Annotated in this window: 13 protein-coding genes and 1 pseudogene; 7 read left to right on the forward strand and 7 right to left on the reverse strand. The window is 62.6% G+C overall.

Annotation, left to right across the window (positions count from 1 at the left end; all coding sequences use genetic code 11):
- Window positions 1–73 precede the first annotated feature (73 nt).
- The 3 genes and pseudogenes from metE to glyA form a co-directional block, all read left to right on the forward strand.
- Window positions 74–2,416 (forward strand): 5-methyltetrahydropteroyltriglutamate--homocysteine S-methyltransferase, encoded by a 2,343-nt coding sequence (gene metE, locus BV071_RS12980; RefSeq protein ID WP_035607523.1) that lies wholly within the window; start codon window positions 74–76, stop codon window positions 2,414–2,416.
- 29 nt (window positions 2,417–2,445) lie between these two features.
- Window positions 2,446–3,342, forward strand: coding sequence for a methylenetetrahydrofolate reductase [NAD(P)H] (metF, locus tag BV071_RS12985; RefSeq protein WP_035607526.1), 897 nt, complete (start codon window positions 2,446–2,448; stop codon window positions 3,340–3,342).
- 53 nt (window positions 3,343–3,395) lie between these two features.
- A pseudogene (glyA, locus tag BV071_RS12990) lies at window positions 3,396–4,610 on the forward strand (serine hydroxymethyltransferase); the annotation flags it as partial.
- 70 nt (window positions 4,611–4,680) lie between these two features.
- Here the strand turns inward: glyA and BV071_RS12995 are convergent.
- Entirely contained in the window at window positions 4,681–5,349 is a 669-nt protein-coding gene (locus BV071_RS12995) for a DUF4230 domain-containing protein (protein ID WP_035607529.1), read from the reverse strand.
- Between the two features lie 195 nt (window positions 5,350–5,544).
- On the opposite strand from BV071_RS12995, the gene BV071_RS13000 reads away from it, so the two are divergent.
- Complete coding sequence (locus tag BV071_RS13000; RefSeq protein ID WP_035607704.1) at window positions 5,545–6,045, forward strand: hypothetical protein; 501 nt, start codon at window positions 5,545–5,547, stop codon at window positions 6,043–6,045.
- A gap of 20 nt (window positions 6,046–6,065) precedes the next feature.
- Here BV071_RS13000 and BV071_RS13005 read toward each other — a convergent pair whose 3' ends face one another.
- The 3 genes from BV071_RS13005 to BV071_RS13015 all read right to left on the reverse strand — a co-directional run bounded on the left by BV071_RS13005 (window position 6,066) and on the right by BV071_RS13015 (window position 8,519).
- On the reverse strand, window positions 6,066–7,043 hold the full coding sequence (locus BV071_RS13005) for a hypothetical protein (protein WP_265594384.1): 978 nt from the start codon (window positions 7,041–7,043) through the stop codon (window positions 6,066–6,068).
- 108 nt (window positions 7,044–7,151) lie between these two features.
- Window positions 7,152–7,490, reverse strand: coding sequence for a hypothetical protein (locus tag BV071_RS13010; protein WP_035607534.1), 339 nt, complete (start codon window positions 7,488–7,490; stop codon window positions 7,152–7,154).
- A gap of 3 nt (window positions 7,491–7,493) precedes the next feature.
- On the reverse strand, window positions 7,494–8,519 hold the full coding sequence (locus BV071_RS13015) for a hypothetical protein (protein WP_265594385.1): 1,026 nt from the start codon (window positions 8,517–8,519) through the stop codon (window positions 7,494–7,496).
- Between the two features lie 274 nt (window positions 8,520–8,793).
- Between BV071_RS13015 and BV071_RS13020 the strand changes: the two genes are divergently transcribed.
- From BV071_RS13020 to BV071_RS13030, 3 genes are all read left to right on the forward strand, one after another.
- The gene (locus BV071_RS13020) at window positions 8,794–9,771 is read left to right on the forward strand and encodes a phosphoglycerate dehydrogenase (protein WP_035607538.1); all 978 of its coding nucleotides are present in this window, start codon (window positions 8,794–8,796) and stop codon (window positions 9,769–9,771) included.
- Between the two features lie 83 nt (window positions 9,772–9,854).
- Window positions 9,855–10,952 carry a sugar kinase gene (locus BV071_RS13025; protein ID WP_035607542.1) on the forward strand — a complete coding sequence of 366 codons (1,098 nt, stop codon included), beginning with the start codon at window positions 9,855–9,857 and terminating at the stop codon, window positions 10,950–10,952.
- A 179-nt stretch (window positions 10,953–11,131) separates the two neighbouring features.
- On the forward strand, window positions 11,132–11,872 hold the full coding sequence (locus BV071_RS13030; RefSeq protein WP_075090899.1) for a hypothetical protein: 741 nt from the start codon (window positions 11,132–11,134) through the stop codon (window positions 11,870–11,872).
- Here the strand turns inward: BV071_RS13030 and BV071_RS13035 are convergent.
- From BV071_RS13035 to BV071_RS32900, 3 genes are read right to left on the reverse strand one after another with little or no spacing between them, the layout of a single operon-like run.
- The gene (locus BV071_RS13035) at window positions 11,856–13,163 is read right to left on the reverse strand and encodes an MFS transporter (RefSeq protein ID WP_052573291.1); all 1,308 of its coding nucleotides are present in this window, start codon (window positions 13,161–13,163) and stop codon (window positions 11,856–11,858) included. The genes BV071_RS13030 and BV071_RS13035 overlap by 17 nt on opposite strands.
- A 45-nt stretch (window positions 13,164–13,208) precedes the next feature.
- Complete coding sequence (locus tag BV071_RS13040; RefSeq protein ID WP_035607545.1) at window positions 13,209–13,889, reverse strand: response regulator transcription factor; 681 nt, start codon at window positions 13,887–13,889, stop codon at window positions 13,209–13,211.
- A complete protein-coding gene (locus BV071_RS32900; protein ID WP_052573293.1) occupies window positions 13,886–15,445 on the reverse strand; it encodes a HAMP domain-containing sensor histidine kinase in 1,560 nt (519 codons plus the stop codon). The genes BV071_RS13040 and BV071_RS32900 overlap by 4 nt, the downstream gene beginning before the upstream one ends.
- Between the last annotated feature and the right edge of the window lie 36 nt (window positions 15,446–15,481).

Raw genomic sequence — 15,481 nt, forward strand, 5'->3', positions numbered from 1 at the left:
ATCCGGCGAATGGCCAGCATAAAAACAATGAGCTACCTGCATACCCGGGAGGCAGGGCATGCTAGCGGGAGCAATGTCGAAGATCCGCACGCACATTCTGGGTTACCCCCGCATCGGGGAGCAGCGCGAACTGAAGAAGGCCACTGAGCTCTATTGGAAAGGAGAGATCCCGCGGGCCGCGCTTGAGGCGATCGGCAAGGATCTGCGCAAACGCAACTGGCAGAAGCAAGCCGCCGCCGGCATCGATCTGGTTCCCTGCAACGACTTCTCTTTCTACGATCAGATCCTGGATGCCGCCTGCCTCTTCGGCAACGTGCCGCCCCGCTTCAAGTGGGACGGAGGGAGCGCGGGCCTGGACACCCGTTTCCAAATGGCCCGCGGTGCGCGCGACACAAAGGGAGATGGCTCCTGCTGCGGAGGAAGTTGTGGCAGCGCCGGTTTCGCCAGCGAGATGACCAAGTGGTTCGACACGAACTACCACTACATCGTCCCCGAGTTCAGGACTGATACCAGTTTCAAGCTCTCCGATACGAAAATCATCAACGAGTTCCATGAAGCGAAGGCCCTTGGCCTGAATGCCAAGCCGGTGCTGATCGGGCCGGTCAGTTATCTGACCTTGGGCAAGGTGCAAGACCCCGACAACCCGGACTTCGATCGTTTCGAGCTGCTCGATCGCCTGCTGCCCGTCTATGAAGACATCCTCTCGCGTCTCGCTGCCGAAGGTGCGGAGTGGATCCAACTGGATGAACCGGCCTTCGCCTTAGATCTCAATCCGCGTCAGAAGGAGTGTTTCGTGGAGGCCTACGGGCGTCTGGCCAAGGCCGCGGGATCCGCCAAGCTCTTGGTCGCAACTTACTTCGGAGAGCTCCGTGACAACCTCGCGCTTTTCCTCAGCCTGCCCGCGGCGGCGCTTCACTACGATGCAGTCCGAGGTGCAGCAGAGGTGGATGCATTGCTCGCAGCCTTCCCTACGGACAAGATTCTTTCGCTGGGTGTCGTCGATGGCCGCAACATCTGGAAGAACGATTTCGATGCCTCGCTCGCCATTCTTGAAAAGGCGAAGGCAAGAGTCGGCGACGAGCGACTGTGGATCTCCGCCTCCTCCTCCCTACTTCATTCGCCCGTCACGCTGGCCAGCGAGAAGAAGCTCGATGCGGAGATCAAGGACTGGCTGGCCTTCGCAGACGAGAAGCTGGCAGAGATCGTTGCGCTGAGCCATCTGCTCGCCGGTGAAGGCGATGGAGCGGGGCTCGAAGCAAACCGCGCCAGCCAGCAGCGCCGCCGCGACAGCGATCGCATCCACAATCCCACGGTGAAGGGTCGTCTCCTCGGCGTGACGGAGGCTGATGGCAGGCGCGCCTCCGCATTCCCCGTCCGTCAAAAGGCCCAGAGCGAAAAGCTGGGCCTGCCGCTCTTCCCCACCACGACCATCGGATCCTTCCCGCAAACTGCGGAGGTGCGCGCCGCGCGGGCGAAATGGAAAAAGGGTGCGCTCAGCGACCAGGACTACGAGACCTTCCTCAAGGAAGAGACCCGCAAGTGCGTGGCTTGGCAGGATGAGATCGGGATCGACATGCCGGTGCACGGTGAGTTCGAGCGCAATGACATGGTGGAATACTTCGGCGAGCAACTCGATGGCTTCACGTTCAGCCAATTCGGCTGGGTGCAGTCATACGGCTCGCGCTGCGTGAAGCCACCGATCCTGTTCGGCGACATCACCCGCCCGCACCCGATGACAGTGGAGTGGATCACCTACGCACAGTCGCTGACGAAGCAGCCGATGAAGGGCATGCTCACCGGCCCCGTGACCATCCTGAACTGGTCATTCGTGCGCGACGACCAACCGCGCTCGGTATCGTGCAAGCAATTGGCCCTCGCCATTCGCGACGAAGTGCTGGATCTGGAGAGGGCTGGCGTGCGCGTGATCCAGATTGATGAGGCGGCGCTGCGTGAAGGCCTGCCGCTGCGCAAGTCGGAGTGGCAGGAATACCTGGGCTGGGCGGTGGAATCATTCCGCATCACTGCCAATGGTGTGAAGGACGACACGCAAATCCACACCCACATGTGCTACTCGGAGTTCAACGACATCATTGGCGCGATCGCCGACATGGATGCGGATGTGATCACCATCGAGACCTCACGCTCGAACATGGAGCTGCTGGAGGCCTTCGTGGAGTTCAAGTATCCGAATGAAATCGGACCAGGCGTGTATGACATCCACTCGCCTCGGATCCCGAGCGTCGAGCAGATGGAGAACCTGCTGCAGAAAGCGAGCAATGTAATCCCCGAAGGCAATCTCTGGGTAAATCCCGACTGCGGCCTGAAGACCCGCGGCTGGGAAGAAGTGAGGCCCGCCCTCATCAATATGGTGGAAGCCGCCCGCAAGTTGCGGGCCGTGGCTGCCGCCACCGTCTAACAAGCAATCAACATCAAGGGGCGCAGAGCATGCACATCAGGGAAATACTCTCAGGAAAGGAAGCGAAGTTTTCCTTCGAATACTTTCCGCCGAAGTCGGCGGAAGCAGCCGAGAAACTGTTTCGCACGATCTCGGAGCTGCAGCTTTGCGCCCCGGCTTTCGTCTCGGTGACTTATGGTGCTGGCGGGACTACCCGCGGTGCCACGCATGATCTCGTCCTCCGGCTATTGCGGGAGACCAAGGTCAATACGATCCCGCACCTTACCTGCGTGGGTCACAGCGAGCGCGAGATCTCAGAGTTGCTCGAAAGCTATGCGCAGGCAGGAGTGTCCAACATTCTTGCCCTGCGCGGCGACCCGCCCAAGAACGGAAATGGCGGCACCGGTGATTTCCCGTATGCGGCTGACTTGATCGGGTTTATCCGCCGCTTTTCGGAGAAGCACGGGCACGACTTCGGGATCGGGGTGGCCGGCTTTCCAGAAGGCCATCCCTCCACTCCCAACCGGATGCTGGAGCTGGACCATCTCAAAGCGAAGATCGATGCTGGAGCCGACTACATCTGCACCCAGCTCTTCTTCGAGAACCGCGATTTCTATGACTTCCGCGATCGCTGCGAGCTTTCCGGCATCCAAGTGCCGATCCTCGCAGGCATCATGCCGGTGACCAGCCTCGGTGGGCTCAACCGCATGGCGGAGCTCGCGGCAGGGGCACGCTTCCCCGCGAAGCTGCTCCGCGCCCTCGCCCGCGCCAATGGCGACGATGCCGCTGTGCGACGCATCGGCATCCACTACGCGACAACGCAATGCGCCGACCTGCTGGACCACGAGGTGAAAGGCATCCACTTCTACACGCTCAACCAGTCCTCCGCCACGGTGGAGATCTTCAACCAACTCGGCCTGCGCAGCTCTGCGGCGAGTCCCGTTTGATTCCAACATTCACGTTCCCCACTATGTCCACCACCAGCTACGGAGACACCGAAGTATTCGCCGCGATCCGCGATGAAGAAGCCCGCCAGCGCAACAACATTGAGCTGATTGCCTCCGAGAATTTCACCTCGGCCGAGGTGATGAAGGCGCAGGGTTCGCACCTCACCAACAAGTATGCCGAGGGCTATCCCGGCCGCCGCTGGTATGGCGGCTGCGAGCATGTGGATGTGATCGAGCAACTCGCACTGGACCGGGTGAAGAGGCTCTTCGGCGCGGAGCATGCGAATGTGCAGCCGCACTCCGGCTCGCAGGCGAATGCCGCGGTTTATTTCTCCGTGCTCAATCCGGGAGACAAGATCTTCACCATGGACCTGGCCCACGGCGGCCACCTCACCCACGGCCACAAGGCGAACTTCTCAGGTCGCTTCTACGAGGTGACCCACTACGGCGTGGGTGCCAGCGATGAGCGGATCGACTACGATGAACTGGAGGCCACCGCCCGGACCTTGCGCCCGAAACTGATCACGGCTGGTGCCTCTGCCTATCCACGGGCGATCGACTTCGAGCGCCTTGGAAAGATCGCCAAGGAAGTGGGGGCCTACCTCTTCGTGGACATGGCCCACATCGCGGGTTTGGTCGCAGGCGGCGTGCATCCCAGCCCGGTGCCGCACGCGGAATTTGTGACTACCACCACGCACAAGTCCCTGCGCGGACCTCGCGGGGGAGTGATCCTGTGCAAGCAGGAGTTCGCGAAGAAGATCGACGCGCAGGTGTTCCCCGGAGTGCAGGGCGGCCCGCTCATGCACGTGATCGCCGCGAAGGCAGTCTGCTTCGGCGAAGCGCTGCAACCGGAGTTCCGCGGCTACGCGGAGCAGGTGGTGAAGAACGCCCAGGCACTCGCCGCACGCCTCGCCTCGCACGGCTATCGGATTGTCTCCGGTGGCACGGACAATCACCTGCTGCTCGTGGACCTACGGCCGAAGGGCCTCAATGGTGCCGATGCTTCCCATGCCCTGGATGAGGCCGGCATCACCGTGAACAAGAACGGTATCCCCTTCGACACCGGCAGCCCGATGAAGCCGAGCGGTATCCGCATCGGCACGCCCGCCGTCACAACCCGGGGCATGAAGGAGGGCGATGTCGAGAAGGTGGCCGATCTCATCCACAAGGCACTGGAGGCAAGGGCCGACAAGGACGCGCTTGAGGCGATCCGAAGTGAGGTCTTCGCCTTCAACAAGGCCTTCCCGCTTCCGGGGTCCTCGCTCTGAGTCAGGGCATGTCTGAGGACACGCCGTGGCCATCTAGGCTGAGGAAACGTCTCAGGATCTGAAGAGAGCTCTAGGGGTTGATTCCCTCGGGTTTCTTCTTCTCCGCCCGCTCGACCTTCACCTCGCCTGCGCCTAACAGATCCTTCAGACGCGTGCGGAGAGTCGACTCGGCGATCTCCAGCACGCCGCTGCGCGCGGCCTCCTGGCGCATCTGGAGAGTCAGGTCCTTGATCAACTGGTCGCGGTCGGCGCCGGTGATTTGGTTGGCCCAGCCGTCGCGTTCGTCGAGTTGCTGGAAGTCCTTCAGCTCGACCGAGAGGATCTGAGGCTCGGGGAAGCGGGCGATGGGGACGCCGTTCTCCATCTTGAGCGAAACGCCGGGCTCGAGCTTGTAGCCGGCGGTGATGCGAAACCTGCCCTTTGCGATCAGGCGCTTGGTGCCGGCCGGGAGGTATTTGAAGATGTAGGCTTCGTTCTCGAAGCTGCGGGTGGCGGTCATTTCGAGCTCGATCAGCGCGAGCTCGGAAATCTCCGAAGTCGAATTGATCTCGGCGCGGCCCTCGACAATGCGGGTGGTGGAGCCGGTGATGGCACCGAGCACCTTTTCCAAGCCGGTGACGGTGCCGCCGATGCTGCGGTTCACAAGGCCCACGCCCAACCAGCCGAGGGCGACGAGAGTCGCGAGCACGCCCAGCCAGCGGAGGGTTTTCCAGAGTTCGGGGCGCTCGTGCTCGCTCATGATCGTTCTTTAGTCGGGCAGGGTAAGGTAGGACTGTCGGGCGCGCCAAGTGGAGATCCCGCCGCGATTTCCAGTGGCTGGCAGGGTTAGCTACCGGCTGGAGCGGGGCAATTTATCCGGATGGCGGAAATTGGGGTTTGGCATTTCCGGGGGCATGGCATGGAGTCGCGGCAGCCGATTTTCCCGATTCCCGAAGTGAAAGCCCACGAACTGTACAACGCCGCCGATCCCGCCCTGGTGACCCAGATGCTCAACTGGTTCCGCGATCACGACCGGAACGTCTACAGGTCCGCTCTCGCCACCTTGGCCCAGAGCAAGAAGCTGCGCCTCGAATTCGTGCAGAAGAAGCCGGTGGCCGACCAATACGCGTGGATCCTCAAGACCCTGCGCAGCAAGCAGGCCGACACCATCGGCGAGCACCTGCTCCAAGCGTGGTTCATGGCGGGCAACCAGCCGATGCTGGCGAAGTTCTGCGACGAGATGGGGATCGAGCATGACGGCAAGGGCTCGGTGACGGGCGATCTGCCGGAAGCAATCGACGCTGGCACGCTCGACAAAGCAGTGGATGCGCTGGTCGAGGGCTACGACCCGAAGCTGGTGAGCCTCTATCTTTACGTTTTCAACCTCCAGACCCCGGGTGGCTGGGATGCGCTGACCGCGAAGCTGGCCTCCGACAAGCGCTTGGCGCTGGCTTGAGGCCCTCGTCGGCCGGGTGATTACTGGTCCTCCACCTGCTGGAGGAGGGAGTCGCGCGGGGCAAGCGCCGCTAGCTTGCCGCGCGCGGTCATGTATTGCCCACGCAGTTTGGTAGACGCGGCTTCCAGACGCACGGCGCGCTGAGCCCAGGTCTCGAGGCTGCCGGGCACCGATTTGCCGCGATTGAAGCCATTCGCCTCGGAGCGGGCCCGGGATGCTTCGGACTGAGCGGTGAGGTAGCGGGTGCGAGCTTGAATGAGTTCCTCGCGGGCGCCTTGGAGCTTGGTGTCGTCCGCGTCGTCGTTCGCCTTGGGCTTGGTAGCAGGCTTGGCGGGCGGCTCATCGTCGTCGCGGTCGTCCACCAATTGGTTGTGGCGCTCCTGACGGGCCTTTTCTTCGTCGAGGGCCTTGGCGAGCTCGCCGCGGGTCCATTGGAAGCGCTCGTGCCACGAGGGATCCAGGTCTTCCGGGAGCAGATGCGAATTCCCGTGCTCGTGGCGGAATTCGATGCCGTCGGCGGCGACCTTGCGGATGATCACCTCCTTATAGACCTTGCCGCTGCGGGATTGCAGCTCGGGGATCTTCTCGCCGATGGCTGCGGTACGAACCTGCACCCGGTAGCGGGCGCTGTAGGCATCGAAAGCCAAGGTCGCGGCGGAGATGGCGGCGGCAGCGCTATCCTTTTCCTCGCGGAGCTCGGCGAGGCGCGCATCACCGGCCTTCACCGAGGCAGCGGCGGTTTGCGCTGCACTGTTTTGGGAGGCCAAGGGCTCGTAGCTCTCGCGCCAAGTTTTGCGGAGATTCTCCAGGCGGGATTTAGCAGCCTCCACCTCGTGGCCCCCTTCGGCGACTTGCTGTTCGAGCGTGATACGGCTGCTGGAGAAGCGGAAGCGCTTGTCCGCCAGCAACGAGAACAGGATGCCGGCAAAGACCAGCACGATGATGCCGACCAGGAAGCCGACCATCCCTGAGTGGTCGCTGTTTTGAAATTGGTCCATGAATCGATGGAAGAAAGATAGGCACAAGGCCGCCCTGCGCCCCTCGGGTTTACCGGTGACGGGAGGCTTGAATGGCCGGAAAAATCCTTGGCTTTGGCCGGAGCGGCCTCAGCGGACAATATACTTGTGGCGATAGGCCTCGTGATCCTTCTCGATCTGCGCCTTTTGCTTCTGCAGGCCGTCGATCTCCTGCTCCAAGGAAGCGATCTGGGCCTGCTGGCCCTCGGCCTTTTTCTTGAGTTCCGCGATCTCGACGCTTCGGTCGGGAGGGATTTGGGAGATCTTCTCCTGAAGGATCTTCAGGTCACCGCTGAGCTGGCGGATTTCCGCTTCCTGCTCGTGCTTCTTGCGCACGAGCTCTGGATCATCACCACAAGAACTGAAGGAAAGGCAAGCGAGGCAAAGCACCACCGGGCGCGCAAGGGAGGTCAAGGCAGACAGTTTCATCAATCAAGGTACGGAAAAGGGATTGCTCGGAGTGGCGGTGGCCGAACCAGCAGGCCGATAGGCAGACGGAGTCGTCGTGCTCGATCGCGAGCTGGGTAGCACAGGAGTCACGCGACCACAGCTACCGACAGTCACCGCGAAGGCGCGGGCGTAATCGCGCATGCTCCCATTCACGCGATAGTAGCTGGTGGGATAATAGTAGCTACCCGTGTAATAGTAGCGGTTACGGGTGTAGCCGTAGTCCGGATACCAAGTCGTATAGGTCCGGCCGGTGCCGAAGGTCCGCGGCTCATCGTGGAGACGCGAGCGGTTGCTACCGCTATCGGAAGCGGCGAGCGCTTCCGCGCGGGCCTTGGCCAGCTCGAACTTGCGGTCAGCCTCGCGCTCGGCGGCGACCCGCTGGGTCTCCTTGCGCTCGGCGTCCACCTCGGCGATACGGGTGTCCATCCAGCTTTCGTAGGCGCTGGCGGCGGCATGTTCCTGCTCCATCGCGGCGACGGCGGTCGCGGTATCGAGGGCGAAGACCGCCTGCAACTCCGGGCCGATTTCAGCCGCAGACAGGCGGGCCGTGCCCGTAGAGTGGCGGAACTCGATACCGACATCGGTCACCTTGGTGATCACCACATTTTCGTAGGTCCGGCCCTTGGCGCCGGTGAAAGTTTCAAAGCCACGGCCGACCGCCGCGGCGCGGGTGTCCGCCACCCAAGCTTGGTAATCCTTCTCCAGCGAGGCGGTCAGGCCGGAAACATCCGAGCGCAGGGCTTCGGCTTTTGCCTTCAGCTCCACCAGCTTCGCCTCGCCTTTCGCTTGCCGCTCCTTCAGCGCGGCGTAATCCGCGCCTTGGCCGTGGTCATCCATCCGCAACTGCAGCAACTTGATCTCTTGGACCAACTCGACACGGTCCGCCTCCAGTTGCCACCATTGGGGATCCATCCGCGCGTTGGTGTTACGTTTGCACGCAGGGAGGGCTGCCAGCACCAGGAAGGGCAGAGGCAGAGTTATCAGGCGGAGAGGAGATATCGCCTTCATGGATGTCGTTAACAGGAGCTTGGGAAGATTTACGGCCGAATTAGTCCCACATGCGATAAGTGTTTGCCATGCCGGAATTGGAGTTCACCGATTTTTCACCGAACCCGAATACTGCGCGTCAAAATGCAGCCTCGACATGAAAGATCGCGAGCCGCGGAATCGTGCCGCGCTGCCCAGCCGGTAATTCCGATGGAGGCGACAAACCGACAAAGCTCATGCCGGATTTCCGACTTGTATGACAGCTTTCAACCCTTCACAACGCCTCCCGCCTGCCATGCCAGCCCGCATTCTACTCACCACCTGCAGCTTTCAAGACACTCCCGGACCGCATCATGCCCAATTGGAAAGCCAGAGCTTTGAAATCGTGCGGGAACGCGGCCCGTTAACGGAAGCCCGGATGCTGGAATTGGCCGGCGAATTCGACGGCTTCCTCTGCGGTGACGACGCCATCACCCGCGCGGTGATCGAAAAGAGCCTGCCGCGCCTGAAGGTGATCTCGAAATACGGCATCGGCCTCGACAAGATCGACGTCGCCGCGACCAAGGAGTTCGGCATTCCGGTGCTTTTCACGCCCGGCGTGAACCACACCACCGTGGCGGAGCACACTTTCTGCCTGCTGCTGGCGATGCAGAAGAACCTGGTGGAAACCGTGAACGCCACCCGCAAAGGGAATTGGCTCCGGATCACCGGTCACGAGCTGTGGCGCAAGCGCATCGGCCTGATCGGCATGGGCCGGATCGGCCAGGAGATGGCCCGCCGCGCCCATGGCTTCGACATGGAGATCCACGGCTACGGCAATTTCTGGCCGGAGGACATTGCCGCGCAATACGGCGTGATCCGCCACGACACAGTGGAGTCGCTCTTCGCCGCGGTGGACATCATCAGCCCGCACACCAAGCTGACCAAGGACACCTACCACCTGATCAACCGCGAGCGTCTCGCATTGATGCCGAAGGGCTCTTACGTGGTGAACACCGGCCGCGGTGAACTCGCGGATTCCGCCGCCATCCTGGAGGCCCTCGATTCCGGCCACTTGGAAGGCTACGGCACCGATGTGATGGAAGAAGAGCCACCGGCGCCCGATCATCCCCTGCTCTCCCACCCGAAGGTCATCGTCACCGCCCACATCGGATCGCGGACCTTCGAAAGCGTCCCGCGTCAGGCGAAGAAGTCACTCGATAACCTATTGAACTTCCTGTCCGGAAGCGGTCCGATCGCCTGCGCAAACGGGGTAATTCCCTCCGATGAGTGACTTGATCTAACATTCCGGTTTCCGTTCCGAGGCCCCGTTCTCAAATCCCAGATTTTAAATTTCAAATATCCCAAGTCCTTCCCATGTCCTTGACCCTTCGCACTGCCGCTTCCTGCCAATTCGACATCATCTCGCTGGGTGAAATCATGCTGCGCCTCGATCCGGGCGATGGCCGGGTGCGCACCACCCGCCAGTTCCAGGCGTGGGAAGGTGGCGGCGAGTACAATGTGGCCCGTGGTCTGCGCCGTTGCTTCGGCAAGCGCGCGGCGGTGGTCACCGCCTTCGCGGAGAATGATGTAGGACGTCTGATCGAGGACTTCATCCTGCAGGGCGGCGTGGATACCCGCTTCGTCCAGTGGAAGCCCTTCGACGGCATCGGTCGCCAGATCCGCAATGGCCTGAACTTCACCGAGCGTGGCTTCGGCATCCGCGGTGCCAAGGGCACACCGGACCGTGGCCTGACCGCCGCCAGCCAGATGAAGCCGGGCGATGTCGATTGGGATGATGTCTTCGGCAAGCACGGCGCACGCTGGTTCCACACCGGCGGCATCTTCGCAGCACTCTCTGAGACCACCGCTGAGCTCACCATCGAGGCCTGCAAGAAGGCCAAGGAATACGGCACCATCGTCGCTTACGACCTGAACTACCGCCCGTCCCTTTGGAAGTCCATCGGCGGCCAGGCCAAGGCCCAGGAGGTGAACCGCGAGATCGCCAAGTACGTCGACGTGATGATCGGCAACGAGGAAGACTTCACCGCTTCCCTCGGCTTCGAGGTGGCAGGCGTAAGCGAGCACATCACCGGCATCGAGGTCGATAACTTCAAGAACATGATCGAACGCGCGGTGAAGGACTTCCCGAACTTCCAGGTCGTCGCCACCACCCTGCGCGATGTCCACAGCGCGACGATCAACGACTGGGGTGCGATCTGCTGGCACGCCGGCCAATTCCACGAAGCGACCCACCGCCCGAAGCTGGAGATCTACGACCGCGTCGGCGGCGGCGACTCTTTCGCCAGCGGCCTGGCCTACGGCTTCATGGAGTTCAATGACGCCAAGCTGGCGGTCGAGTATGGTGCCGCACACGGTGCCCTCGCGATGACCACGCCAGGCGATACCACGATGGCAACCGTGGACGAGGTGAAGAAGCTCGTCGGTGGCGGGTCGGCGCGGGTGGACCGCTAAGTCAGCATTGCGCTGCAATTTGAATCATGGGCGGATCCAGCTTGGGTCCGCCCATTTCTATTTAGGCCAAGGATACCAGATCTAGCAGCCCCAAGCGATTCCGCACATGGGAAAACCCGCCGATTCTCCCAATCGCAGGAACCTTGCGTGAAACGCGCCGCTCCCCTAGACCAAGGTGCGTGGAAACCAAACGACCCGCATTCCTCCCCAAGTCGTGGGACTTGCCCGAATCGATCCGCAAGCGCCTCGGTGACGAGGCCGGCCGCCAGCGCCTGATGGACGAAGACGGCCACCTGCTCTTAATCCTGCACCAAGCGCCTGAGCCCGAGGACAACGAGATCCGCAAGGCGGTGCTGCTGTGGAACCAGCCGACCGGTGAGTGGAAAAGCACCCCGGATGGTGGCGGACTAGCGGCGCTGGACGCGCACATGCAGACCTACAGCAGGAACATCCACACGCTGGACGAGCAGGTGGAAGCAGCGAAGACCCCGCGGCAGTACTTCGATCTGATGAAGCACGTGACTCCCCTGCTCCGCGCCACCCGCAACATGCTGGCGGTAATGCAGGATGCCCGCGAGGCCCGCCCCGAGGACCGCCGCCTGATCAACTTCCGCGACCGTGCGGTGGAGCTGGAGCGTGCGATCGATCTGGTGGCGGAGGATGCCAAGGCGGGCATGGAGTTCTCGCTGGCGGAGAATACCGAAGAACAATCGCGCTTCGCCCACGATGCCGCGATCGAGGCCCGCAAGCTCAACCGCCTGGTGGCGACCTTCTTCCCGCTGGCCACCTTGGTCGCGGTTTTCGGCATGAGCCCCCCCGCGGAAGTGATCAAGGCACCTGGCTTTTGGCTGGTACTGGGGGCGGGAATCCTGATCGGCCTGATCGTGCTGGCGATGACCTCGATCAAGGGGCGGGACTGATTCTTCCGCGGCGCTTTCCCCAGGCGACCCACAGGAAGAAGAGCGCGATCATCACCGCCACAAAGGGAAGCTGCCACAGCAGCGCGGCACGGAAGGCATCCTCGCCCGCGGTCTTGCGCATCGTGGCCAGCAGCATCGAGAAGCCCAGCGAGAAGCTGCCGTAGCCAAGATTGAAGGCAAGGCCGCGGACGCTGAGCAGAGTGGCGCGTTGCGAGGGCTCGGCAGAGGCGTGCAGGTGGCGGTTCACGGTGAAGCCGACCAGTCCTAACAGGGCCATCAGCAGCATGGTCGGCAAGATGCCGAACCATGGCCATGCCGGGGCTAACAAGGCCAAGGCGATCACTGCGAGGAAGCCAGCGATGCCCAGCACACCCAATGGCGAAAAACGGGCATTCAGGCGCCGCGCAACCGCAGGGATGAAGAAGCCGACAACTCCGGACAGCGCACCGAGTAGGCCGAAGCTCCACTCCGGGATCTGGATCAGGCGATAGTATTCGCTGGTGATGGTGGCGAAGTTCCGCGCCACGGAATCGATCAGCATGCCGCCGATGATCACCACGGCGATGCTACGGGTGGTGAAGGCCTTTTTCGCGGTGCCAAGGGTGAGGCGGAATGCGGAGCCACAACGCTTGGCGGCAGAACCGCTGGCATGCGGGGTCTCCTGCAAACGACTGGTAATAACCACACAAGCGATCCCCTGGAGGAAGACCAAGGCAATCGGCAGGCGGTGAGAAATTTCCACCGGGACGGTGAAGCCGAGATGACGGGTCCACTCCATGTCGTAGAGCAGGCCGCCGAGGATCATGGTGATGAAGAAAGCGACCGAGCGCCAGCGCATCGCGGCGGACATCACATCGTCCCAGGCGGCTTCCCTGCCCTGCTCCGGCAGGGCATCATAGGCGATCGCCTCATCCGCGCCACTGGCCGCTGCCTCCGAGGTGCCGGAGAGGACTCGATTGAGGATACAGAGGGCGAAGAGCAGCGTGCCACCGTTCTTCGGCGCGGCGAGGAGGATGCCCATCTCGACGACCATGATGCAGGCGGAGAAGACCAGCAGCTTCTTGCGGCCGAGCACGTCGGCCAGCGCGCCGGAGGGGACCTCCAGAGTGAAGATCGCCACCGCCCACATCACGTTCAGGAACACGAATTGCTCCGCGGTCAGCCCTAGGTCCGTGAAGAAGATCGCCAGCACCGGATAGTAGGCCCGGGCATTGTAGAGCGTGGTGAAGAGCACGTAGAGCCGCGGATTCCGGTGCTCGAAGGGACCGGTGCGGGCGAGGACGGAGGACACGTGCTAGCTGTGGAGCAAGGAGGGGCCGGGCGCAAAGGGAAAGAATCACCCTGGCCCGGGAAAGCGATAACCCGCGCCACGCACGGTCTCGATCAACATCGGCCGGGAGGGATCCGCCTCGATCTTCTTCCGCAGGTTCAGCACGTGCTGGTCCAGGGTGCGGGACTCAGGGTAGTATTCAAGGCCCCAGCACTCATTGAGCAATTCGTCGCGGCTGACGACCTCGCCGCGGCGCTTGGCGAGGAGGCTGAGGACTTTCACCTCGCGGACGCTCAGCTCGATCTCACTGCCGGCCTTCCGCGCGAGCAAGCGCTTCGGTAGGATCTCCCATGGGCCGAAGGCGATCGTATCGCTGGCCGGTGCTTCCTCATGGCGGCGCAGGACAGCGCGGACCCGGGCCAGGAGCTCATGCTTGCCGAAGGGCTTTCTCAGGAAATCATCCGCGCCCAGCTCCAAGCCAAGCACGACATCCACCTCCTCCGACTTCGCGGAGAGAAACATCACCGGCGTGCGGCGGTCCTCGCGGCGGATGCTACGACAAACCTCGTAGCCGCTGGCATGCGGCATCATGATATCCAGCAGCACTAGGCCGGGACGGTGCGCGCTCCAAAAATCCAGCGCCTCGCGGCCATCCTTTGCGGCATAGACCGTGTGCCCCTCGCCTTCGAGGAGTTCGGCGACCGCGTCCCGGGTTACTGGATCATCTTCGGCGAGAAGGATGGTCATGGGGCAACGCTCTCTTGAAGGGGAACTTCGAGACGGAACTTCGCTCCGTGCTCCGTCTGCACGAGATCCAAGCGGCCACCCATGCGTTGTGCCAGCTCGCGGCTGATCGCAAGCCCGAGACCGGTGCCGCTGGCCCCTTCATCCACGCGCGAGCCCGCACGCTCGAAGGGCAGGAAGACCCGTTGCCGTGCCTCCCGCGGGATTCCAGGACCGTTGTCGAGGACCTCCACGGTGAGCAGCTTGTCATCCGCGGACACCCCGACCACGGCCTTGCTACCCTCCCCTGCGTATTTCTCCACGTTTGAGAGCAGATTGGAGAGGATTTGTGCGAGGGCGTCGCGATCGACTGGAACGGAGCTCACCAGATTCACCTGATAGTCGCAGACGATCGATTTGCGCTCGAAGAGTGGCGCAAAGCCTTCGCGCAATTCGCCGACCACTTCTCCTACATCACAACGGGCGACCCGGTTCTCATGCTTGCCATGCTCAATTCGGGCGAAGGCCAACACATTGTCGACGATCCGCGAGAGCCGAGAGGTCTCCTCCCGGATCAGGCCAAGGCGCCGGCGCAGCTTGCCATCTTCCACCGGCAGTTGGTCGAGCGCGAGATCGGCATTGAGCAAGAGATTGGTGAGCGGGGTGCGGAGTTCGTGGGAGACGCGATTGACGAAACTCACCCGCTCTTCGGCGATGCGGATCGACTTCCGCTGCTGAACCGCGATCCAGACGCCGCCGAACAGCACGAGTAAGGCGAGCGAAAAGGCCCCGGCAAGCACCGGCAGGCGGTGACTCACCTCCACCCGCACCGGATAGTAGCGCAGCAAGGTCCAGTCGCCGAAGCGCGAGACATGGCGCAGGATCTCGTCGGGCTTGGCTCCTTCCGCCAGCTTGCCGCTCTCTGCCCAAGGCTTTCCATCCGGCCCCTCAAAGCTCAATTGCCCCGGCTCTTCCGCCAGCCCTGCGGCTGGGGCCCGCGACTTCAGGTCATCTGCCACCACCTGCCCGGCCTCGATCGGATCAAGCAAAAGGAGGGCGGCCGAGCGGCCATTGCCGTGCCACCAAGCCAGCGGCTTGCCGGGCATTTCGATCCATCCGCTGCCATTCAGCACGCTCGCCTCCGGGAGCACCCACTCGTCCTTGTTGTCCTTGCGCTGGTATTTCTCCAACACCGGATACCAACTTTGGGGCGCGGGAGAAGAAAGCAAATGAGAGCGGGATAGATCGTAACTACCCTGCGAAAGCAGTGAGCGCTGCGCCACGCCACTGATCACCCTACCGTCCGGCGGCAGGGAGAGCCCCTTATCTAACAAACGGACCGCCTCTGCATCCAGCGCCTCCTCCCACAGCCGCTCCATCTCGGCCACCCGCCGGTTCGACTCGCGGAAGGCATCCTCCACCCGGTTCCCGGCAGGCTTCTGCGAGATCTGCGCCTCATGACGGGACAGCACCACTCCGGCAAGAACCAGGGTCAAGGCGAGCGCGGCCGCCACCAGCACCGTCGCCGCCCAAGGCGTGCGCAAGGAGCTTCGGTGTCCGGTGGCGGTCGGCGTTGTCATGGGCAGCTAGGAAACTCAAGACGGCCAAGGAAGGTC

The sequence above is a fragment of the Haloferula sp. BvORR071 genome (genome assembly GCF_000739615.1).
Taxonomy (GTDB): domain Bacteria; phylum Verrucomicrobiota; class Verrucomicrobiia; order Verrucomicrobiales; family Akkermansiaceae; genus Haloferula.